Source organism: Mesorhizobium sp. M0894 (genome assembly GCF_040319725.1).
Taxonomy (GTDB): Bacteria; Pseudomonadota; Alphaproteobacteria; order Rhizobiales; family Rhizobiaceae; genus Mesorhizobium.
On record NZ_JAMYOG010000002.1, the window covers coordinates 97,637 to 118,564 of the forward strand.

A 20,928-nucleotide genomic window follows, 5' to 3' on the forward strand; every position below is an offset into this window, starting at 1 on the left:
CAAGGAGAACAGGCAGGCGGATGCAGAGCGCACTGACGCTTCTCAGTTGGGGACCCGAAGGCTGGCTCGACGACATCGCCGCGGGTGTGTTTGTCACAGTATGTCTTGCGCTGGCCACGCTGCCCTTCGGGCTGACGCTCGGCTTTTTCGTGGCGCTGGCCAAACAGTCGGAAGAGCCGTCGCTGAGACTGGCCGGGAACATCTACACCACGATCTTTCGCGGAATACCCGAGCTGCTCACGCTGTTTCTGATCTTCTTCGGCATCCCATTAATCCTGCAATACATTGTCCGGCTGGTGAGCCCCGGGACATCGGCCGACGTCAACAGCTTCGTCGCCGGGATGATCGCGCTGTGCTTCATCTTCTCCTCTTATTCCAGCGAGGTGTTTTTATCCGCCTTCCGCGCGATTCCAAAAGGGCAATATGAGGGAGGCTATTCGATTGGCTTGTCCAGCGGCCAGACGATGCGGCTGATCGTACTGCCGCAGTTAATCCGCATCGCATTGCCCGGACTTGCCAATCTTTGGCTGATCCTGCTCAAGGACACCGCGCTCGTCTCGGCCGTCGGCCTCAACGAGATCCTCCGGCAGAGCGGGGTTGCCGCTCGCGTCACCAAGCACGCCTTCCTGTTTTACGGTTTTGCCGGCCTGATCTATCTCCTGCTAGCGATCGTCTCCTCCTTCGGCATCAATGCGATCGAACGAGCGGTTGGCGGCAGCGAGGTCAAGAGATGAGCCTGGCCACCGACACGCTGAAGGTTGACCGGCCGCCGCCGCCCGCACGCGGCTGGTCGCGCCAACGCATCCTCGGCCATGTCCTGGTCGGCCTGTGGATCGCTCTCGGCATTGGCGTGGTCGTCTACCTAGTCACTGCGTGGAACCCGGAGTTCTTCCAGAAATATGCACCCGGCTACATATCCGGCCTTGGCATCACCCTGCTGCTGGTTGCCATCTCGATTGTGCTTGGTGCGATCCTGTCGGTGCCGATCGCCTATGCACGTATGTCGAACAATCCGATCCTTTCGGGGTTCGCCTATGCCTATGTCTATTTCTTTCGCGGCACGCCGCTGTTGGCGCAGACCTTCCTGGTCTACTACGGGGTCGGCTCCTTCCGACCGGAGCTCGAGATGGTCGGCCTGTGGGGCTTCTTCCGCGAAGCGTTCAACTGCGCGATCTTCGCCTTTTCGCTGAATACGGCCGCCTACCAGGCCGAGATTTTGCGTGGCGCGATCGAGAGCGTGCCAAGGGGCCAATGGGAAGGTGCCGCCTCGCTCGGCCTGCACAAACTGCAGACGATGTGGAAAATCATCCTGCCGCAGGCGCTGATTGTGGCGCTGCGCCCTTATGGCAACGAGATCATCCTGATGATCAAGGGCTCGGCAATCGTCGCCATCATCACGGTCTACGATTTGATGGGCATCACCCGGCTCACTTATGCGCGCACCTTCGACTTTCAGTCGTATATCTGGGCGGCGATCATCTATCTGGTCATCGTCGAAACATTGCGCCACGGCGTCGAGTGGATCGAACGGCGTATCACCATCCATCTGCACCGCTGACTCCCATCCCCTTGCCTGATCCGATAAGAAGGCCGCAAAGCAGGTTTCTAAGGGATTCGAAAACATGGCTTCGGTGGCATTTCTCGGTCTTGGCGTCATGGGTTATCCGATGGCCGGGCATCTCAAGAACAAGGGCGGTCACGACGTCACTGTCTACAACCGCACCAGGGCCAAGGCCGAGCAGTGGGTTGCCCAGCATGGCGGCAGCTTCGCCGTGACGCCGGCAGAGGCGGCCGAGGGCAAGGACTTCGTTTTTTCCTGCGTCGGCAATGACGACGATCTGCGCTCGGTGACGACCGGCGCCGGAGGCGCCTTCAATTCAGTGAAGAAGGGCGCCATCTTCGTCGACAACACCACGGCATCGGCCGAGGTCGCGCGCGAACTGGCGCAGCAGGCGCAAGCGCTCGGGTTTTCGTCCCTCGACGCTCCGGTCTCCGGCGGTCAGGCAGGCGCTGAGAACGGCGTGCTGACCGTGATGGTCGGCGGCGAGCCAGACGCCTTCGACAGGGCCAAGCCGGTCATAGATGCTTATGCCCGCATGGTCGGGTTGATGGGACCGGCAGGGGCTGGCCAGCTCACCAAGATGATCAACCAGATCTGCATTGCCGGCCTCGTTCAGGGACTGGCCGAAGGTATCCATTTCGGCAAGCAGGCCGGGCTCGACATCGAAAAGGTGATCGAGGTGATTTCCAAGGGCGCGGCCGGTTCCTGGCAGATGGAGAACCGCCACAAGACGATGAATGCCGGCAAATATGATTTCGGCTTCGCCGTCGACTGGATGCGCAAGGATCTTGGCATCTGCCTCGCCGAGGCCGACCGCAACGGCGCCAAACTGCCGGTGACGGCACTTGTCGACCAGTTTTACAAGGACGTGCAGGCGATGGGCGGCAAGCGCTGGGACACGTCCTCGCTGCTGGCGCGGCTGGAGAAATAGGATTTCACCGTGGCCGAGCTTTCGCCTCAATCCAGCGCCGACGAAATCGTCGCTCATCTGCGCTCGATCGCCTCGGAGGAAAATCGCCTTGGCATGCTGCGCTACGGCATCAAGATCGAACGTGCGCTCGGTATCTCGCATGGCGTGCAGCGGCAGATTGCCAAGAAGATCAAGCGCAACCATGACCGTGCCTTCGAGCTTTGGCAGACAGGCATCATGGAGGCGCAGTTCATCGCCTCCGTGACCGCCGATCCAGAGCGGTTCTCCGCCGCGGATGCAAGACGATGGGCGGCGACTTTCGACTCGTGGGATATCGTCGACGGGGTCTCCGATCTCTTTGTCGATACGGATTGCTGGAGGGAACTGATCGCCGAATTCGCGGTCGACGAACGGGAATTCGTTCGGCGCACGGCGTTTGCGATGATGGCTTGGTCGGTGGTCCACCGGAAGAAGGAACCCGAGGCGACCTTCCTCGAATTCCTGTCGATCATCGAAGCGCATGCGACCGACGGCCGCAATTTTGTGAAGAAGGCGGTGAACTGGGCGCTTCGTTCGATCGGCAAACGATCGATGAATTTGCACGGCCCTGCCCTTGCCCTGGCGCAAAAACTAGCGGCCTCGACAGACAGGACTGCGCGCTGGATCGGCAAGGACGCCGTGAAGGAACTTTCCGATGCCAAGACGCTCGAACGGCTCGCCGCCAGAAAAGCTTGACCTGAGCAAAGTGCGCTTCACGGAGGTGACGCAATCGACGCGCGCTGATTTCGAAAACCTGTTCGAGCAACCCGGCGGGCCGAAATATTGCTGGTGCATGGCCTGGCGCAACCTCGACCGCCGCGAGCATGTCGAGAACGACGAGAAGAAACGCGCGATGATGGCGCTGATCGAGGCTGGCACGCCGGTCGGCATTGTCGCCCAGATCGATGGCCGGACCGTCGGCTGGTGCTCGGTCGCGCCGCGCGAGACCTACCGCAGGCTGTCGCGGCAGCAGGACGATAGCGAGATGGGCATCTGGTCGATCGTCTGCTTCTATGTACCGAGAGCGCTGCGCGGTGGCGGGCTGGCAAGCGCATTGCTCGACGCGGCCATCGATCACGCCGTTGCCAAAGGCGCCAGGATGATCGAAGCCTATCCGGTCGACGATGCTTCGCCGAGCTACAGCTTCATGGGGTTTCGCGGCATGTTCGTCGCCCGTGGCTTTCGCGAGATTGGCATAGCCGGCTCGCGCCGGCATGTGATGCGGCTTGAGCGTTGACCAGTGGACAGCGGCAGCTTTACTTGATGTCCGCAGATCAAGGCTCAACAGCGGAGCAGCGATGAGCAACCGTTTTAAATCAGGCGCGGTCTTGGCGACTGCCTTGTTGGCGTCCGCCATCGCGGCAAGCGCTTCCGCTGGGACCATGCACATTTTCTGGAAGGATCTGCGCCCAGCGACCCAGGCAGCCGCCGAAAGCGTCGGACTGCCAATGATCGCGGCCAAAATGCCGGATCATGGCGAAACGCTCTCTCACGATTTGCAGGACCAGACCGTGCAGCTCGCGGGCTACGCACTGCCGGTCGATCGCGACGGTGATCTCGTCTATCAATTCCTGCTGGTGCCCTGGACAGGGGCCTGCAGCCATATGCCGACGCCGCCGCCCAACCAGATCGTCCTCGTTACGCCTGCGCAACCCTACCGGATGTCCGAGGCCTACCAGCCGGTTTCGATAACTGGCGCACTAGAGCCAGGCATGGAGAAGAGCCAGCTTTTCATCCTTGACGGCGTCAGTGTCATCCAGTCGGGCTACACTGTGCGCAAGGCCGAGGTGGTCAACGTCGACACCGTGCCGGACACGATCACGCTGCCGGTCAACTCGCCCTGGACTTTCCTCAACAAAAAGAAGAACTAAGCAGAAGAATGTCAAGCGGCGTTGGCGCCGGACTCCTTGTCGAGCACCATGTAATCCAGCGGCATCTCGGTGGTGTATTTGATCTGCTCCATGGCGAAGGAAGACGACACGTCGCGGATCTCGATCTTGGCGATCAGCCGCTTGTAGAAGGCGTCGTAGGCGGCGATGTCGGGCACCACGACGCGCAAGAGATAGTCGACATCGCCGCTCATGCGGTAGAATTCGACCACTTCGGGAAATTCCTGGATGACCTCCGAAAAGCGCCGCAGCCATTCATGGCTGTGCGAATTGGTGCGGATCGACACAAACACCGTGACCCGCACATTGACCTTTTCATGGTCGAGGATGGCGACGCGCCGCTTGATGACGCCCTCTTCCTCGAGCTTCTGGATGCGCCGCCAGCACGGCGTCGTCGACAGGCCGACCTTCTTGGCGACGTCGGCGACCGCAAGCGTCGCATCCTCCTGCAGGAGGCGGAGGATTTTTCTATCGAGGCGGTCCATTGGGTGCTCCCCCTGATGCAAGTCGTCCAAAGTGCGCAGCGGCTTTGGCACAACGATATGCATAAAAACAAGAATTTAAAGCGCGTCCCCTCATGCGCTGCGCGCTTCGCGGAATAGATTACCATATTCCCTCTTGTCATGGCCTTTTACAAGAAAGAAATTCTGTCGGATAGCGCGAAAGCGAGTGATTTCTTGCTGAATGCCTAGCCGATGCGATAGCGGATTTCCGATCTTAGAAATGGCAGCAAATCCATTTCAAACCATGGATTGCGCTTCAGCCAGCCGGTGTTGCGCCAGGACGGGTGCGGCAGCGGCAGGACTTTCGGGTCAGTCGGTGCCGCCCAGATGGCGCGCCAGTCCAAGACTGTTTCTGTCAGCGAGGGACGGCGCGCCGCGCCCATATGCCAGCTTTGCGCGTAGATGCCGATCGTCAGCACCAGATCGACTTGCGGCATCAGCGCCATCAGCGATACGCGCCAGGCCGGCGCACATTCGCGGCGCGGCGGCAGGTCGGCGCCCTTGGCGTCCTGACCCGGAAAGCAAAAGCCCATCGGCACAATGGCAAACTTGTCCGTGTCATAGAATTCCTCGCTGCCGACGCCGAGCCAGCTTCGCAGCCGGTCGCCGGAGGCGTCGGTGAACGGCATGCCTGACACGTGGACCTTGGTACCCGGCGCCTGGCTGGCGATCAGGATGCGGGCGCTCGAAGATGGCCTGAGCACCGGACGCGGCTGGTGCGGCAATGGCCTGCCGGCCGGCTTATCGACGCAGATGCGGCAGGCGCGTACCCTCGCTGCCAAGGCTTCCAACTCTTCGCTCATTCGGAACTCATTGTCAGGCGGCGGCACTCGGCCGGCTTGAGATTGCCCGATACCAGCGCAGCACGTTGGTGCACTCTTCGGGTACCTTGATGCGAGCCGGCTTCATGAAGTCGATGGCGACCAGCCCGGTGATGTCGGCGATCGAATAGGTATCGCCGGCGACGAATTCCCTGCCGGCGAGCTCAGTGTCCAGAAATCTCAGGAATTCGATCGCCTTCGGCTTGTTGGCCTCGCCCCATTCGGGGATTTGCGGGATCTCCCATTCCCTCATTGCGGGATGGATATGCCGGAACGCCGCGGAGACGCAGCCGAACAGATTGAACTCCACGCGCCTTTGCCACATCTCGACGATTGCCTTGCCCAGCGCACCACGCCCGAACAAAGCCGGCTCGGGGTGCAGTTCCTCGAAGTAACGGCAGATTGCGACGGACTCGGTGATGATGGTGCCATCGTCGAGTTCGAGCACCGGCAGACGCTTCAGCGGATTGCGCGAGCTGACCGGCTGCTCTTTGTGCTCCAGCGCACCCATGTCGACCGGCACCAGCGGAACTTCAACTCCCTTTTCAGCCAGGAAAATCCGAACCCGACGTGGATTGGGCGCGCGCCCGCCGTCGAACAGCTTCATCTCTATCCTCCTCGTCCGTACGACGAATTATAGGCGCAGCTCACCAGAAGCGAAAAATCTCCCGCAGGGCGTCGCCGATCGACGCCAAGGTCCCGTGTTTTCTTTCGACCAGCTCGTGCCCGTGGCTCTCGCGCCAGTTCTTCGGCTCGTCGAAAGTTCCGGCCCAGATGCCGGCCTTGCCTGCGCGCGCAGCGGCTTCCTCGGTCTCGAAGTCGCCAAAGGCGACCGCCCAGCCGGCCTCGACCTGAGCGCGGTTGAGATCCTTGCCGCCGACCTTGCAATCGCCGAGCAGCCTGCCGTAACGGTCGCGCTGCCAGCCGCTGCAGGAAACCGCTTTGCCGGCAATCAACCGCACCAGGGACTGCCGCGCGAGCTTGCCGCAGGGATAGTCGGCACCGTCCTTGCGGCAGATCTGCGAATATTCCGGCGCGTCGATGCCGCGCATGCGGACACGCTCGCTGCCGAGGGTGATGCTATCGCCGTCATTGACGAGCGCGGCGCCCTCCGCCTTGCGCGTCTCCACCCGGTCGAGGCGCGCCGCCAGGAGGATCAGCAGGCCAAGCACGATGAGCGTCAGCCCATAGTCCATCAGCCTGCGCCACCGGCTTCGCGGGCGCGGCGCATAGTATCGCTGGCGCGGCCATCGCGACCACGAACGGCTCATATGGCAAACCGTTGGTTAATCATTCGAACGTAGCTTAACGATTTGAAATTGCTGCCCGCGTAAATTGAAGACTTCATGCCCCTGCAACGCTCGACCACGGCGGACAAGTTTATTGTGGACCGCAGGAAACGCCATCGCAACAGCGATGTCGCGCGCGCGGTCCGCAAGACGCGCGACCGTCTTTCGCAGCAAGCCGGAAATCCCGACTTCGACCGCGAGCTGTTGAAGCTCCACGCGCTGTCGATGACCGGCGGCGTGATCGTCGTCCCGCTGCTCGTTCTGGCAACTGCCGCCGCAGGCTTGCTCGCGGGCGTCGGCAAGGAGATCGGCGTCTGGGCGCTGTTCACATTCATCTGCTACACCATCGTTGCATTCATGGCGAGACGCGTCACTCAGGCGTCCGAGCTCAACCCGCTGGAAACGCATAGGGATTTCCTGATCGGCCATTTTCTTTGCGGGCTTGGCTGGGCCTGGTTCGCATGGCTCGGCTGCGAAACTTGCCAAATCGATCAGTTCCAGGTCGCCAAGGCGGTGGTGCTGCTGCTCGCCATGTCGGCAACCGCGATCCTGGCATCGTCCCTGCGCGGTGCGCTGTTGGCGACCTTCGCCCTCCCGGTCGCCATCTATGCCTATGCCAGTGCGAAACTATGGCTGCCCGTCGAGGTGATCATGGCAGGTTTGCTGATCGCTTCGCTGCCTTTCTTCGCCTATGTGGCGCGCCAGCTCAACCGTTCCTCGCTGATGCTGCTGTCGTTCCGCTCCGAAAAGGACGCGCTGATCGCCGAACTGGAGACGGCGAAATCGATGTCGGACGAGGCACGGCGGCGGGCGGAAGACGCAAATCTGGCGAAATCACGTTTCCTGGCCTCGATGAGTCACGAACTGCGCACGCCGCTCAACGCCATTCTCGGCTTTTCCGAAGTGATGGCCAACGAGGTGCTCGGCCCGATGAGCAACCCGACCTATCGCGACTATGCCCGCGACGTGCATGACTCCGGACAGCATCTGCTCGACCTGATCAACGAAATCCTCGACTTGTCGCGCATCGAAGCGGGTCGCTACCAGCTCAATGAGGAGCCGATGATGCTGCTCTCCGTCGTCGAGGATTGCTGCCACATGATGGAGCTGAAGGCGCGCAACAAGGACATCCGCATCGTCCAGGATTTCGAAAACGCCTTGCCGCGCCTGTTCGCCGACGAACGCGCGGTGCGGCAGATTGCGCTCAACCTCTTGTCCAATGCCATCAAGTTCACCGCCACCGGCGGCGAAATCCGCGTGCGCGTCGGCTGGACGGCGGGCGGCGGGCAATATCTCTCCGTCAAGGACAATGGGCCGGGCATACCGGAAGACGAGATCCCGATCGTACTCTCGGCCTTCGGCCAGGGCTCGATCGCCATCAAGAGCGCCGAACAGGGCACCGGGCTTGGCCTGCCGATCGTGCAGGGCCTGCTGGCCATGCATGGCGGCGAATTCCAGCTCCATTCCAGGCTACGCGAAGGCACCGAGGCGATCGCCATCTTCCCGCTGAGCCGGGTGATGGAGGAACTGCCGGCGCTGCCGACCAAGGCGGTTGCTTCGCGCCGGCGCTGAATGCTTAACCGCGGACCGCGGCTGCCATGCCGGAGCTGGTCAGCGCGGCCGCCTTGACCAGTCCAGCGGCAAGAGCCGCCCCTACCCCCTCGCCCTGGCTGACGCCCAGATCGAGCAGCGCGCGAAGGCCGAGGCGCTCGGCGGCCTTGGCATGGCCCGGCTCCGGCGATAGGCTTGCGAGGAGACAATGATCGAGCGCGGCGGGGTTGGCGGCATATAGGGCGGCAGCGGCCGCGGTCACCGCAAACCCATCGAGCAGCACCGGGATCTTCTGCATCCGCGCCGCCAGAATGGCGCCGCAGATCGCTGCGAATTCCCGTCCACCGACCCGGCGAAGCGCTTCCAGCGGATCCTTGAGGCTCGCGCCGTGAAACGCCATCGCGGCATCGACCACCTCCGCCTTGCGCCTCTGCATCGCTGCGTTGGCCCCCGATCCAGGGCCGACCCAGTCGGCGCCGGTGCCGCCGAACAGCGCCGCGCAAAGAGCCGCGGCGACAGTCGAATTGCCGACGCCGAGGTCGCCAAGGCAAAGCAGGTCGGTGCCGCCGGCAATCGCTTCCATGCCGAAGGCCATGGTGGCGGCGCAACCGCGCTCGTCCAGTGCCGCGTCCTCGGTGATGTCGGCTGTTGGAATGTGCAGAGCCAGATCGAACACCTTCAAGCCGAGATCGTTGGCGATGCAGATCTGGTTGATCGCTGCACCGCCGGCGGCGCAGAGCTCGACCGCATTTGCCGTGGCGGCGGCGGGGCGCGGCGAAATGCCGTGGCGGGTGACGCCATGATTGCCGGCAAAGAGCGCCACCAATGGCCGCGTCACCGCCGGTGGCGCGCGGCCGCTCCAGCCGGCGAGCCAGGCGGCGACGTCCTCGATGCGGCCGAGCGAGCCTTTGGGCTTGTCTGCCTTGGCAAACAACTGGCGCACGCGGGCGTTGGCCGCCATATCTGCCGGCGGCAGGCTCACCAGAAGGTCGCGAAAATCGTCGAAAGGCAGCGCGCTGGTCATGTCGATGGCGATCGTCCCTGTGAATTGGTGAGCGGCATAGCCGCCTTGGCCAGCCGGCACAACCTCGGCGTAACTTGGCGGTATTGACGCGAAAGCACTTGTTGGCGGCGCACCCCGGAGGGCTTGCATTGACTTTGTCGTTGCACCATGTGGAGGCTAGCCAAGGAAATCCTCATGACGGCCATTGAATCCCCGTGCATCCTGGTCTGCTCGATCGACATGAAAACCGGTTTCTGTTTCGGTTGCGGGCGCACGCGCGAGGAAATCGCCGCCTGGATCGACATGACCCCGCAAACCCGCCGCAGCGTCATGGCCGAGCTGCCGGCAAGGCTGGAAACGGTCGAGCGACGCCCCCGCCGGGAAACCCGTCGCAGCCGCATGGCACGCGAACGCGACGCCCTCTCGTGAACCGGCCGCAGAGATGAACCGACTGTTGTGGATTCTGATCGTCGCGATCGGGGCGGGTGTGCTCCTGCTCATGCTCAACGATTCCGCCGGCAGCACGTTCGGCATTGAGAATTACGATTTCAGCCAGCTGATCTGGCTTGGCGCTTTAGCGGCGCTCGTCGGCGCCGGCCTGCTCAGATCGGGCAGGCCGTTAGGCACCATGGCCCGCAGCCTCGGCGCCTGGGGTGCCATCGTGCTGGCGCTGATCGCCGGCTATCAGTACCGCTATGAGTTGCAGGATTTCGCCAGCCGCGTCACCGCCGGCTTTGTTCCCGGCAGTCCGCTGGCACTGGGCGTGGACGAAGGCCATGCCACCGTCACCCTGGACAAGGCCGGCAACGGCCATTTCGAAGCGCGTGTCACGATCAACGGGACGCCGATCCTGACGGTTGTCGATACCGGCGCGACCAGCACCGTGCTGACCGCCGAGGACGCACTGGCGGTCGGGTTCAATTCGGCGGCTCTCCGCTTCACCATACCGATCTCTACCGCCAACGGCATGACACGCGCCGCCGCCGTAAAAACCGATGAGCTGTCGATCGGCGGCATCATGCGCAAGGACATGCCCATCATGATCGCCGCACCCGGCACGCTCGGCCAGAGCCTGCTCGGCATGAATTTCATCGGCTCGCTATCGGGCTTCGACGTCCGTGGCGATCGCATGATTTTGCGGGATTAACTTCTTTCCTCAGGCCGCCTCTGCGGTCCTGCCGAAATCGACTTCTGCGAAAGCCGCCTTGAGCACCTGCGGTCCGGCACCCGGCTTTGTCGCCTCGGTGGAAAGGATCTGCCGATAGCGGCGTGCACCGGGCAGGCCGTGAAACAGCCCGACCATGTGCCGGGTGACATGCCCGAGGCGTCCACCCTGCTCGATATGGCGTGCCGCGTAATCCGCCATGGCATCGATCAGCGCGGCAAAATCGAACGGCTCAGCCGTGCCGCCGTAAAACGCGGCATCGATGCCGGTCAGTATCCCGGGCGTGTGATAGGCGGCGCGGCCGAGCATAGCGCCATCGACATGGTCGAGATGCCTCAGCGCCTCTGCAAGAGATTGAATGCCGCCATTGATGCCGATGAATTTGTTTTGTTTTCTGGCTTTCAGCCGATATACGCGGCCATAGTCGAGCGGTGGGACGTCGCGATTTTCTTTTGGGCTCAGACCTTCCAGCCAGGCCTTGCGGGCGTGCACCCACAGCGCGTCGGCGCCGGCCGCGAAAACACCGTCGGCCAAGGCATCGAGTGCCGGTTCCGGATCCTGCTCGTCGACGCCGATGCGGCACTTGACGGTAACCGGTATTTTCACCGCCGCCTTCATCGCAGCGACGCAATCCGCGACGAGCACCGGCGTCTTCATCAGGCAGGCGCCGAACGTGCCCGACTGGACGCGGTCGGACGGACAGCCGACATTGAGGTTGATTTCATCATAGCCGAAGGCTTCGCCGATGCGCGCCGCCTCGGCCAGCTTTCCCGGATCGGCGCCGCCGAGCTGCAGCGCCACCGGATGTTCGCTGTCGTCGAAGCCGAGCAGCCGCTCGCGTGCGCCGTGGATGACCGCATCTGCCACCACCATCTCGGTGTAGAGCAGCGCCTCGCGCGTCAATTGGTGATGGAAGAACCGGCAGTGCCGGTCCGTCCAGTCCATCATAGGCGCAACGGAAATCCTATGGGCTTGATTTATCACGCTTTTTCTCGTATTTTCAGGGCCTTAAAACGTGCACACGTTCGCCGTTTGTACGACACGATATCCGTCAGTTTTCGCATTTTGTACTCCTCCCTGTGCACACAGCGTGCACGAAAAAGAGACCACCCATGGCATCCATCAACAAGTTGGCTTCCGGCAAGTGGCGTGTGCAGGTTCGCTGCAAGGGTCACTACCTCAGCACCAGCTTCTCGCTCCGCAAGGACGCCGAGATGTGGGCGCGCCGAATTGAGCGAGAAATCGACCTGGGTCAGAAGCCTGCTCCCAAGCACAAGGACGGGATCAAAACGGTCTCCGACCTGATCGACCTGCATATCGCCGATATGGCGGAAGTTGGCAAGGCGACCGGGCGTTCGAAGGCATTCAGCCTGGACCTGCTACGAGCCAGGCTCGGAAGGCTCAACATCGCGGATCTCAATCGCGAACAGGTCATAAAGTTCGGCAAGGAACGAGCCGAGGAAGGCGCCGGACCTGTCACCGTTGGAATAGACATCGGATACATCCGGACATTGCTGGTGCACGGCGCGGCTGTGCATGGACTGCCTTATTCAGCGGAGCCGGTGGAACTTGGTCGTGTCGCCCTCACCCGCTTGGGTCTTGTTGGCAAGGGTAACGAGCGCGATCGGCGACCGACGCTTGACGAGATAGAGGCCCTGATCCGATACTTCAGAGGAAACAACTTCCAGATTATCCCCGTCGACAAGATCATCCGCTTTGCGATCGCAACCGCAATGCGGCTCGGGGAAATCTGCAACGCTACGTGGGAGGACCTGAATGACCGCAACAACACCCTGCTGATACGAGATCGCAAGGACCCACGCCACAAGAAGGGCAATCACATGCGTATTCCGCTCCTCGATGTGAGTGGTTACGACGCCCGCGCGATCCTCGAAGAGCAGCGTTTTTCCACTGAGGGAAAGGGACGCATCTTCCCCTACAATGGGAAATCGGCCGGAACTGCCTTCCGACGTGCCTGTCATGAACTTAAGATCGAGGATCTGCACTTCCACGACCTGCGTCACGAAGGCACAAGTCGCCTATTCGAAGCTGGCTTCACCATCGAGCAGGTCGCCATGGTCACCGGGCACAAGGATTGGAAGATGCTCCGCCGCTATACCCACTTGAGGCCGGAGCAACTTCATGTGATCGCGGCGAGGCTTCAACAGACACCGCCACATACGGAGTTGCGGCAAGCAATCGGCTAATACCACTTTGCCAGACATCCGCCGTTGCTGGGAGGACAACGACGAATCCAGGATGGATTGAGCGATGTTGTCACGGGTCGCAAGGATTGGAAGATGTTGCGTTGATATACGCATCTCAGCCGGAAACCCTGCACACGATCCGAACTGCGAGGACAGCCTAGCCGACCGCCAATAAATTGGCGCTTCCTAAGGAAACCGCAGGCCGCTCCGTGGAAAACGCAGCGATGATCGCCTCGAGCGAGACATTCAATGCGCTGGAAAAGGTCCGGCCCTTCTGCCAAATCGCAACGTAGTGGTAGAGCGCGGACGGCTCCACTGGCCTTATTCCCAAGTGAAACGCAGCGTACTCACGCGCGATGATCTCGTTGGTTATCGAAATGCCTAGGCCAGCCGAAACGTATCCGGCTTCGTGACCGTTGCAGTCGAATTCCACTAGTATGTCTGGCTCGACGCCGGCGAAGCGCAAGGCATTGAAGTTCATTTGGTGGGCGGCGAACTGGGGATCGATATCGACGATCGTTTCGCCTGCCAGGTCTTGAGCCTCGATACAGGTCTGTTTTGAAAAGCGGTGGTCGGGATGAAATATGCATACGTTTCGTGCCGATCCAAGTGGCGCCCACTCAAACAGGCGTGGATCCAAGGGCAATCTCGAGATTCCGAGATCCGCCCGCCCGGCCAGGATGTGCTCGCCGATCTGCTCGTAGCTTCCCGAAATCGACCTGACATTCGAAGCGGTCTTTGAGCGGATAATCGCCACGACCTTGGGCAAGGTCACGAAACCGAAAACAGAAGGCGCGGCAATCCCAATCCGTTGCTTTTCCTCGTTCTTTATAGCGAAGATCGACGCTTCAAGCCGATCCAGGGACGTCAGGGCAAGTTCCACGTTTCGCAGGAGTTCCCAGGCTTCCTGCAAGGGAACGATGCGGTTGGCTGATCTCTTGAAGAGTGTGATGCCGAGCGTGGTCTCGAGTTGCTTCACATGTTGACTGACGGCCGGCTGGCTTATCCCGAGCGCAACCGCTGCTCGCCGTGTCGAACCGGCCCGCAACACTTCTCGGAAGACCTTCAACTGACGGAGCTTCAGGTCGCTCTGCAGCAACTCCATTCCCTGCGCGCCTTTCCCTGATAACCACCCGGGAAGCAGAAATCGCCATCCTGAGGAGCACCGAACCACCTCAGTATATAACGGCGCGTTATAGATAAAATAATAAAAATTATAGATTGAGTGTGTAATTTCATGCGCTAGAATTAGCGAATATGTCAAATTAACTCCAAATTACAAATATAACAATTCACAACCTTGGGTTATACGGCTTGGTCTGAGTGACAAAGGCCGGCGTATCCTTCGGTAATTGCGAGTCGAGGAAAGCGCCCCATGGGTGGTTTTACTACTCAGTTTGTTGTCGCACTCAGCGTGACCATCAGCCTGGCCCTTGTCAGCGGCTGCCTTGGTACGGCATTTGGGTTGTTTTTGGCGATTTCGAAGGGTACGGCAAAACCGCGCCTCAACGCGGTCGTGACCGCCTACACCACAGTCGTCCGTGGTGTACCAGAACTTCTCGTTATCCTGCTCATCTACTTCGGCGGAACCACGCTCGCCAGCAAGATCGCCGGCCGGTATGTCGAGGTGAACGCATTCACCGCAGGCGTTATCGCGCTCTCGGTCGTCTTCAGCGGTTATGCGACAGAAGTGTTTCGCGGCGCGATTGCGGCGGTGCCAGCGGGTCAAACCGAAGCGGCAAAGTCGCTTGGGCTGAACGCCTGGCAGCGCTGGATGTTCGTCATCGGACCGCAGATGCTGCGGCTTGCGCTGCCTGCCTATGGCAATCTCTGGATTTCGCTTTTCAAGGATACCGCGCTGGTTTCGATCGTCGGCCTGACCGACATCATGCGCGTTGCGTATGTGGGGGCCGGGTCCTTGCGCGCACCCTTAACTTTCTACCTTTCGGCCTCCGTTCTCTATCTCTCGCTGACCACCGTCACGCTGCTGTCGATCCGGCTGGCTGAGCGGCGCTATCCGGCACTCGGCCGGTAGGAGGGAGCGACCCATGAACCTCGGCTTGATGTTTGACGCAATATTGGTCCTGCCTTCGGGCGTTGGTCTCACATTGACCCTGACGGTCTTGTCGCTGACGGCCGGATTTCTTCTGTCCGTGCCGCTGGCCTTCATGCGCGCGTTTGGACGTCCTGGCCTCTCGCTCGCGGTACTCGCATACACCTATGTGATCCGCGGGACGCCGATGCTCGTTCAGCTCTTCCTGCTCTATTACGGCCTCGCTCAGATCGAGGCGGTGCGGGCCAGCATCTTCTGGGTGATCCTGCGCGACCCCTTCTGGTGCGCCCTTCTGACATTTTCGCTGAACAGCGCGGCACACACCACCGAGATCCTGTGCCGCGGTCTCCTGTCCGTGCCTAAGGGTGTCACCGAGGCGGCCACGTCTCTCGGCTTGAAACGCTTCCAGATCGCTCGCCTGGTCACCTTCCCGATCGCTTTCAGGATATCGCTCCCGGCCTACGGCAACGAGATCGTCGGGATGATCAAGGGCTCTTCGCTCGCGAGCACCGTGACGCTGCTCGAGATCACCGGCATGGCGAGACAGATGGTGTCGACCACGTTCGCGCCGTACGAGATCTTCATCGTCGCCGGAGCGATCTACCTATCGCTCACCTCGATCGCGGTGAAAGCGATCCAGTTGCTGGAGCGATGGCTTTCGACCGACGGCCATTCGGCGCGTCGACGAAAGGCGCGATTGCGCCCCGCCCTACCTGACCCAGAGATCACGACGCCCCTGCCCTGACGCCGCAGGTTCTGGGCTCCCCTTTCCATCCAAACCAACGAAGAGGTGCATCATGCGCATACCCCTGGCTATTGCTGTTTCTATCGCCTCCCTGATGTCGGCATTCCCCGCCGGCGCCGAAAGCGGGCGCGTCATATCGATTGCCACTGAAGGTGCCTCGCCGCCCTGGGACAGCACCGACGCGAACGGTCAACTCTACGGCTACGATATCGATGTTGGGCAGGAGCTGTGCCGTCGCATCGAGATCAAATGTACCTTCGTTCCGCAGGATTGGGACGGGATCATCCCGGCGCTGCTTGTCGGCAAGTTCGACGTCATCATGTCCGGGATGGCGATCACGGAAAAACGCAAGCAGTCGATCGCGTTCTCGATCCCTTATGCCACCGGCTTCAACCAGTTCGTCGTGCGCAAGGACCTGGGTCTCGACGCCGGCGACACCAAGGAAAAGGTCAACCTTTCGACCATCGGCGACAAGGAAAAGGCAACCATTGAACGCCTCAGATCGACACTCGCCGGCAAGGCGATCGGGGCCCTGCGCTCGTCGAATTCGGAAGCCGTCGTGATGGAAATCCTGGGCGATGTCGTGACCATTCGCAGTTATGACAGCCTGGACAATCTGAAGCTCGATCTTGCCGCGGGTCGCATCGACGGCGGCCTCGCCGACTATTTCACCTGGCGGGATTTTCTGGAGACGCCTTCCGGCTCGGACGTGGTGTTTTTCGGGCCGGAACTGAAGGGCGGGCTCTGGGGGCCGGGCGTCGGCGCCGGCATGCGCATGGATGATACCGAGTTGCTCGCCAAGTTCAACGCGGCCATCGACGCGGCTACCAAGGATGGGACGATCAAGGCGCTGAGCCTGAAATGGTTCAAGAGCGATATCTCGCCGGCCATCTCGCAATAGGCGGCAACCGACTTCGACATTGACGTGGCACCAGCGTGAACGCCGGCGCCCTCCCCTCCTTCAAGGCGAGCTCCATGAAAGACCAGTTCTGCGCGGTCGTTACCGGCCAATCCCTGATCAAGCACGACATCCGTGACGTCAAAGACGAACGCTTCATCGCGGTTACGGACTTCCTGCGCCAAGGCGACGTCGTCTTCACCAACTTCGAGTCGACGATCCTGGGCAAGCACGGCGGGTGGCCGACCAAGGGCAAATACTTTGGATATTCCAGTGCTGAAGTGCTCGACGCACTGCAGGCCATCGGTTTCAACGCGCTTGCGCTCGCGAACAACCACGCCTTCGATCTCGGAGCTGGCGGCATCCTTTCGACGCTGGAGGAGGTGGAAGCGCGGGGTTTCCTCCATGCCGGCATCGGGGCCGACGAGACGGAAGCGAGGAAACCGGGCCGCCACCGGCTGGGCGCGCGCGAGGTCGCGCTTCTTGCGATGGATGCAGGCCCCGGCCCGACCAACATGTATGCCGAGGACCGCACCGCCTTCCGGCCGGCTCGGCCCGGCGTCAATCATCTGAACACCGTTCGCAAGATGGGGGTGCCGGACGGCCATTTCCGCAGATTGGCAAGGCTGGGCACTCATTTGCAAAGCTCCCCCTTTGAACTGGCGAACTATGCGCAACCGGAGGACCCGGTAGAGGTGATGGCCGGCAAGGAGATCAATTTCTACGGCACCGTATTCGCGCAGGCCGCCGATTTTGGCCGCCTCATCGAAGTCGATCAGCGGAGTGCGAGTGTCCATCTGGCCGCCATCCGGCACGCCGCGGCTCAAGGTGATTTCGTCATTGCCTATCTGCACCACCATCATTGGGAACCAGGTTGGCAGGATGTGCCGCGCTGGGTGCAAGCCTTTGCCAGGATGTGCATCGACGCCGGCGCGAGCCTGTTCGTCAGCCACGGCGCGCCGGTGCTGCAGGCCGTGGAGATCTACAACGGCTCGCCGATCTTCTATGGCCTCGGAAACTTCCTCTTCCACGTCCACCCAGACGAAAACGAATGGGATCCTCCGGAAGTCTGGCAAAGCATCGTCGCCGCGTGCCGCTATGATGCGGGCGGACACCTCGCAAAAATAGACCTCCTGCCCGTCGTGATCGTCGCGGACCCTCCGTCTCTTCGATCAGCAACAGGCGGAGTGGTTCCCGTCGGCGCGACAGGAAGTGCGGCGCGAGACATCCTCGAGGGATTTGCCACCCGATCGCGGGCGTTCGGCGTCGAAATCGAAGTGTCCTCGACTTGCGGCCGCATCGCCCTGCCCGCTGCACGAAAATTCGGCTGACGCTGACGGCCCCACCGGCCGTCAGACGGTCTTGCATTCGGCCGGCGGGGATTCGCCGGCCGTCTCGCTATCCGCCTTTGTGTCTAGGAGGGTCAGTTCTTCTCCTAACGCTGCGATCAGGGACGAGACGCGACCGCGCACACGCGGCGGAAGATTCACTAGCCCCTCGATCAGACGCCGCCCCTCTGCGCTGGCGATGAAATCCAGGCGCTCATCGACCGGCAGGGGCCGCGCCTCGACGCGGGTCTCATCGTTTCCCGGCAGGCCTTCGAAGAAGCGGCCGACAGGAACGTCGAGCGAGTTGGCGATCTCGTAGAGCATCGACGCGCTCACGCGGTTCCTCGCGTTCTCGTATTTCTGAAGTTGCTGGAAACTGATGCCTATGGATCGGGCAAGCTGGGCTTGCGAGACGTCCGATTGGACGCGAACCATTGCAATCTGCCTGCCGACATGCTGATCGGCGGGATGAGGGTCACTGTCGATCTTTGGCTTCGGCCCCGTCCGAAGGAGGACGGTGCGTTGCGGTTTCAACAAGGCCTTTCGAACCTCCACTAGTCAGCCGGATGGAGAGTCTCTCGCGTACGCTCAGGGCCCTTCGCGCCGATGTCATCTGCAGGTCGATTCGCCATTTAATATACCTTATAGGGTGCAAAATGACCCTATAGGTGGCGAAGAAAATCTGCCTGCCGATTGTGGACTCATGGTCAGTCCACGACAGATTCGAGCCGCACGGGCTTTGCTTGGTTGGTCGCAGCAGGAGCTTGCTGACAAGGCAATTGTGTCGCTGAATGCGCTGACCCGGTTGGAAAACGGCAAGGTAGATTCCCGTATCAGCACTTTGCAGGCCATTGAGGCGGCTCTCACAAAAGCAGGTGTCGAATTTCTGTCCGCTGGTCAAAAGGGTGAGGGTGTACGGCTCTTAGATCCTCATGCTTGAATGCCCCGTTGGCTGAAAGCCAGGTTCTCGCAATTGCAATTGCCACAAGTGCCCTCCTGCGGGTGACGAGAGACAAAGTCATGGTATTGTCGAATCACCCATGGATTCGAGCTCGCTTAAACTTGGTCGTGGCTAGGGTGGGCGCATGCTGCACTATCCGCCCATCAACTAGGTCGCAAATTGTCTAACGTTGGACATTTAAGCTGACATTCGACCCGTAGTCAAACAAAAAGACTGATTTTAGCTAATGAGCCAAATTTCGGTGGAGCAATGCAGAGGCGCCAGAGCGATGCTCGGCTGGAGCCAAGCCGAACTGGCGGAAGCTGCAAGTGTTTCGCGCGCTACGGTTGTGGATTTCGAACGAGGCTTGCGCGTCCCACATCGCAACAACCTCGGTGCCATTCGTGATGCACTCGAAGCTGCCGGTATAGAATTTATTCCGGAGAACGGCGGTGGTGCTGGCGTGCGCTTGGTCAAACGGCGTTAGCGGCGCCGAAAGCACAGCTTCAGGCGCGCCTGAGAATGAAGCTGCGCGTGAAGCCAAATCACTGTATGAAATTTGGAATAGAGACAGGGAACCTCATCATGGCCTCTGCGACAGCGTCGGAATTCAAGAACGAAAGCGATCTCGTTTTCAGCGATATCTCCAGCGAAGCGTGGCGGGAATACCATTTTGAATCGGGTGCAAAGGTCCGGATCGATAGTCCGCAGAGGCTCAACGTCAGCGACAGCGGCGGCCATCGCATCTTCGACAGTAACGGCTTATCCCACTACATTCCTAAGGGTTGGATCCACCTTATTTGGGAAACGAAGCCGGGCCAGCCCAATTTCGTGCGTTAGTCAGGCCAAAAGGCGGGCTCTATGATCGTGTTCCTGTCTTCGTCGGCCCGAGCCCGCTATGCTGATGATATTATCCGCATGCTGGCGCTTCCACGTGGCGGCCAGATGCAGTTCCGCTACGACGGTAAGTGGCTTGCTGGCGATGTTCGTAGCAGAGTCCCCCGCGAGCAACTCGCCGACGAGTACGCCTTGGTGTGTTTTGTAGCCGGCAGCAGTGATCCAATCCCCTATGAACTCATACCCATTCGCATTGCTCGCGTTATTCGGGCTGAGAGCGTCGGAACGTCTTACATTTTTACTCTTGCTGCCGATGCTTATGTCAGTGAAGCGACAACTGGTGAATTGCGCGCAGCAATCAGTCCTGCCTGTCGCGAGCGCTTGCCTAGCGCAGCCCAAGGGCCGAGTGAGATCTATTGCTTCTCCCTCGACTTTGAGTTGCGACCGCACCAGCGTTTGACATTCGAAGCCTTTGAGGAGACTGCAAAGCAGTTGAGCCGTCATAAATCGTTCGCGGCCGAGCAAAGCGCGTTCTTCGCTGTACGTCAGATCAGCAAGATCTCGGGCCGAAGCTGGTTTGGAACTTGGCCTCGGTCGAGTGCTGTCGAGCAGGGCGCGTTTCGAGTTTCGACTGGCAAGCGCTACGAATGCGAGGTGTACTGCCTTAGGTTGTTCGAGCACCCCATCGACGCAGATGGTGCCCGGTCGACGCCAAAGGAACTTGCCTTGGTCGCCGAGGCAAATGACGATTCGATCCAGTTTGCATCCGCCAAACGCAGCGTCATCGATTCACGTTATGACTTGAAGCGCTACGTTTTTGCAGCCGAACCGGAGGTGATGAGGCGCGTTAGCGGTATCAGATTATTCCTTTCGGCAGAGGGCGACGGAGAAGATCGTGTACGCCAAGACATCTCTCTCCAGATGATCTTCGGTGGCTCGCTTGTCCTAGCTTCTATTCGTGCTGTTGCGATCGGTATCGCGACTGCCGGCCCAGGAATGATTGCCGCAAATGCCGCCGGGAAGCTTAGCTCCGGAGCCGCGGTCCTGATGATCGCGCTGGGCGCTCTTGCTGGCATATCCGCAATTTTTCCCTCCTTTCGAAAGCCCTGATCGAAAGTCTTGGTGTTGGGGCCTTAGACGAAAATGGCGCTGGCTCCCTCAGGGAACCCAGATCCGTCGAGATGCCGTA

General features: G+C 60.7%; 25 protein-coding genes and 1 pseudogene. 18 read left to right on the forward strand and 8 right to left on the reverse strand.

The features are described 5' to 3' along the window. The first annotated feature begins 20 nt into the window (after positions 1–20). The 6 genes from NKH91_RS03760 to NKH91_RS03785 all read left to right on the forward strand — a co-directional run bounded on the left by NKH91_RS03760 (position 21) and on the right by NKH91_RS03785 (position 4,381). A complete protein-coding gene (locus NKH91_RS03760; RefSeq protein ID WP_023717638.1) occupies positions 21–734 on the forward strand; it encodes an ABC transporter permease in 714 nt (237 codons plus the stop codon). Further along, a complete protein-coding gene (locus NKH91_RS03765) occupies positions 731–1,558 on the forward strand; it encodes an ABC transporter permease (RefSeq protein WP_023717639.1) in 828 nt (275 codons plus the stop codon). The genes NKH91_RS03760 and NKH91_RS03765 overlap by 4 nt, the downstream gene beginning before the upstream one ends. 64 nt (positions 1,559–1,622) lie before the next feature. Beyond that, positions 1,623–2,492 carry an NAD(P)-dependent oxidoreductase gene (locus tag NKH91_RS03770; protein WP_023717640.1) on the forward strand — a complete coding sequence of 290 codons (870 nt, stop codon included), beginning with the start codon at positions 1,623–1,625 and terminating at the stop codon, positions 2,490–2,492. 9 nt (positions 2,493–2,501) lie between these two features. Beyond that, the gene (locus NKH91_RS03775; protein WP_023717641.1) at positions 2,502–3,206 is read left to right on the forward strand and encodes a DNA alkylation repair protein; all 705 of its coding nucleotides are present in this window, start codon (positions 2,502–2,504) and stop codon (positions 3,204–3,206) included. Beyond that, the gene (locus tag NKH91_RS03780) at positions 3,166–3,747 is read left to right on the forward strand and encodes a GNAT family N-acetyltransferase (RefSeq protein ID WP_352482601.1); all 582 of its coding nucleotides are present in this window, start codon (positions 3,166–3,168) and stop codon (positions 3,745–3,747) included. The genes NKH91_RS03775 and NKH91_RS03780 overlap by 41 nt, the downstream gene beginning before the upstream one ends. Positions 3,748–3,808: 61 nt before the next feature. Then, entirely contained in the window at positions 3,809–4,381 is a 573-nt protein-coding gene (locus NKH91_RS03785) for a DUF3299 domain-containing protein (protein WP_023717643.1), read from the forward strand. Positions 4,382–4,392: 11 nt separating this feature from the next. On the opposite strand, the gene NKH91_RS03790 is transcribed toward NKH91_RS03785, so the two are convergent. From NKH91_RS03790 to NKH91_RS03805, 4 genes and pseudogenes are all read right to left on the reverse strand, one after another. After that, entirely contained in the window at positions 4,393–4,884 is a 492-nt protein-coding gene (locus tag NKH91_RS03790) for an Lrp/AsnC family transcriptional regulator (RefSeq protein ID WP_006333679.1), read from the reverse strand. A gap of 203 nt (positions 4,885–5,087) precedes the next feature. Next, positions 5,088–5,779: pseudogene (locus NKH91_RS03795) on the reverse strand (uracil-DNA glycosylase family protein). Next, complete coding sequence (locus NKH91_RS03800) at positions 5,719–6,330, reverse strand: glutathione S-transferase (RefSeq protein WP_023717645.1); 612 nt, start codon at positions 6,328–6,330, stop codon at positions 5,719–5,721. Before NKH91_RS03800 ends, NKH91_RS03795 begins: the two are co-directional and overlap by 61 nt. A 40-nt stretch (positions 6,331–6,370) precedes the next feature. Then, positions 6,371–6,994 (reverse strand): thermonuclease family protein, encoded by a 624-nt coding sequence (locus NKH91_RS03805; protein WP_352847905.1) that lies wholly within the window; start codon positions 6,992–6,994, stop codon positions 6,371–6,373. 75 nt (positions 6,995–7,069) lie between these two features. Here NKH91_RS03805 and NKH91_RS03810 point away from each other — a divergent pair, with 75 nt between their 5' ends. Next, positions 7,070–8,584 carry a sensor histidine kinase gene (locus tag NKH91_RS03810; protein ID WP_023717647.1) on the forward strand — a complete coding sequence of 505 codons (1,515 nt, stop codon included), beginning with the start codon at positions 7,070–7,072 and terminating at the stop codon, positions 8,582–8,584. 4 nt (positions 8,585–8,588) lie between these two features. Here the strand turns inward: NKH91_RS03810 and NKH91_RS03815 are convergent, their stop codons facing one another. After that, complete coding sequence (locus NKH91_RS03815; protein ID WP_352482679.1) at positions 8,589–9,587, reverse strand: nicotinate-nucleotide--dimethylbenzimidazole phosphoribosyltransferase; 999 nt, start codon at positions 9,585–9,587, stop codon at positions 8,589–8,591. Between the two features lie 174 nt (positions 9,588–9,761). On the opposite strand from NKH91_RS03815, the gene NKH91_RS03820 reads away from it, so the two are divergent. After that, a complete protein-coding gene (locus tag NKH91_RS03820) occupies positions 9,762–9,995 on the forward strand; it encodes a DUF1289 domain-containing protein (protein WP_031193575.1) in 234 nt (77 codons plus the stop codon). Between the two features lie 13 nt (positions 9,996–10,008). After that, positions 10,009–10,713, forward strand: coding sequence for a TIGR02281 family clan AA aspartic protease (locus NKH91_RS03825; RefSeq protein ID WP_023717649.1), 705 nt, complete (start codon positions 10,009–10,011; stop codon positions 10,711–10,713). A gap of 9 nt (positions 10,714–10,722) precedes the next feature. Here the strand turns inward: NKH91_RS03825 and dusA are convergent, their stop codons facing one another. After that, positions 10,723–11,715 carry a tRNA dihydrouridine(20/20a) synthase DusA gene (gene dusA / locus NKH91_RS03830; RefSeq protein WP_352883426.1) on the reverse strand — a complete coding sequence of 331 codons (993 nt, stop codon included), beginning with the start codon at positions 11,713–11,715 and terminating at the stop codon, positions 10,723–10,725. Positions 11,716–11,843: 128 nt separating this feature from the next. On the opposite strand from dusA, the gene NKH91_RS03835 reads away from it, so the two are divergent. Continuing rightward, the gene (locus NKH91_RS03835; protein WP_352883429.1) at positions 11,844–12,938 is read left to right on the forward strand and encodes a site-specific integrase; all 1,095 of its coding nucleotides are present in this window, start codon (positions 11,844–11,846) and stop codon (positions 12,936–12,938) included. 157 nt (positions 12,939–13,095) lie between these two features. On the opposite strand, the gene NKH91_RS03840 is transcribed toward NKH91_RS03835, so the two are convergent. Further along, positions 13,096–14,043, reverse strand: a complete 948-nt coding sequence (locus NKH91_RS03840) for a LysR family transcriptional regulator (RefSeq protein ID WP_352883431.1) — start codon at positions 14,041–14,043, stop codon at positions 13,096–13,098. 270 nt (positions 14,044–14,313) lie between these two features. Here NKH91_RS03840 and NKH91_RS03845 point away from each other — a divergent pair, with 270 nt between their 5' ends. From NKH91_RS03845 to NKH91_RS03860, 4 genes are all read left to right on the forward strand, one after another. Next, on the forward strand, positions 14,314–14,973 hold the full coding sequence (locus NKH91_RS03845) for an ABC transporter permease (RefSeq protein WP_352677227.1): 660 nt from the start codon (positions 14,314–14,316) through the stop codon (positions 14,971–14,973). A gap of 13 nt (positions 14,974–14,986) precedes the next feature. Beyond that, entirely contained in the window at positions 14,987–15,736 is a 750-nt protein-coding gene (locus tag NKH91_RS03850; RefSeq protein WP_352950955.1) for an ABC transporter permease, read from the forward strand. A gap of 52 nt (positions 15,737–15,788) precedes the next feature. Further along, positions 15,789–16,637 (forward strand): transporter substrate-binding domain-containing protein, encoded by an 849-nt coding sequence (locus NKH91_RS03855; protein ID WP_352677225.1) that lies wholly within the window; start codon positions 15,789–15,791, stop codon positions 16,635–16,637. Positions 16,638–16,711: 74 nt separating this feature from the next. Further along, positions 16,712–17,965 carry a CapA family protein gene (locus NKH91_RS03860; protein WP_352677224.1) on the forward strand — a complete coding sequence of 418 codons (1,254 nt, stop codon included), beginning with the start codon at positions 16,712–16,714 and terminating at the stop codon, positions 17,963–17,965. A 21-nt stretch (positions 17,966–17,986) separates the two neighbouring features. On the opposite strand, the gene NKH91_RS03865 is transcribed toward NKH91_RS03860, so the two are convergent. Next, positions 17,987–18,496, reverse strand: coding sequence for a helix-turn-helix domain-containing protein (locus NKH91_RS03865; RefSeq protein WP_352689267.1), 510 nt, complete (start codon positions 18,494–18,496; stop codon positions 17,987–17,989). A gap of 169 nt (positions 18,497–18,665) precedes the next feature. Between NKH91_RS03865 and NKH91_RS03870 the strand changes: the two genes are divergently transcribed. The 4 genes from NKH91_RS03870 (at position 18,666) to NKH91_RS03885 (ending at position 20,849) form a co-directional block, all read left to right on the forward strand. Beyond that, positions 18,666–18,902 (forward strand): helix-turn-helix domain-containing protein, encoded by a 237-nt coding sequence (locus NKH91_RS03870; RefSeq protein ID WP_352504313.1) that lies wholly within the window; start codon positions 18,666–18,668, stop codon positions 18,900–18,902. Positions 18,903–19,149: 247 nt separating this feature from the next. Beyond that, a complete protein-coding gene (locus NKH91_RS03875; RefSeq protein ID WP_352677222.1) occupies positions 19,150–19,389 on the forward strand; it encodes a helix-turn-helix transcriptional regulator in 240 nt (79 codons plus the stop codon). A 35-nt stretch (positions 19,390–19,424) separates the two neighbouring features. Next, positions 19,425–19,742 carry a hypothetical protein gene (locus NKH91_RS03880; protein WP_352677221.1) on the forward strand — a complete coding sequence of 106 codons (318 nt, stop codon included), beginning with the start codon at positions 19,425–19,427 and terminating at the stop codon, positions 19,740–19,742. A 21-nt stretch (positions 19,743–19,763) separates the two neighbouring features. After that, positions 19,764–20,849 (forward strand): hypothetical protein, encoded by a 1,086-nt coding sequence (locus NKH91_RS03885; protein WP_352677220.1) that lies wholly within the window; start codon positions 19,764–19,766, stop codon positions 20,847–20,849. Positions 20,850–20,928: the final 79 nt, after the last annotated feature.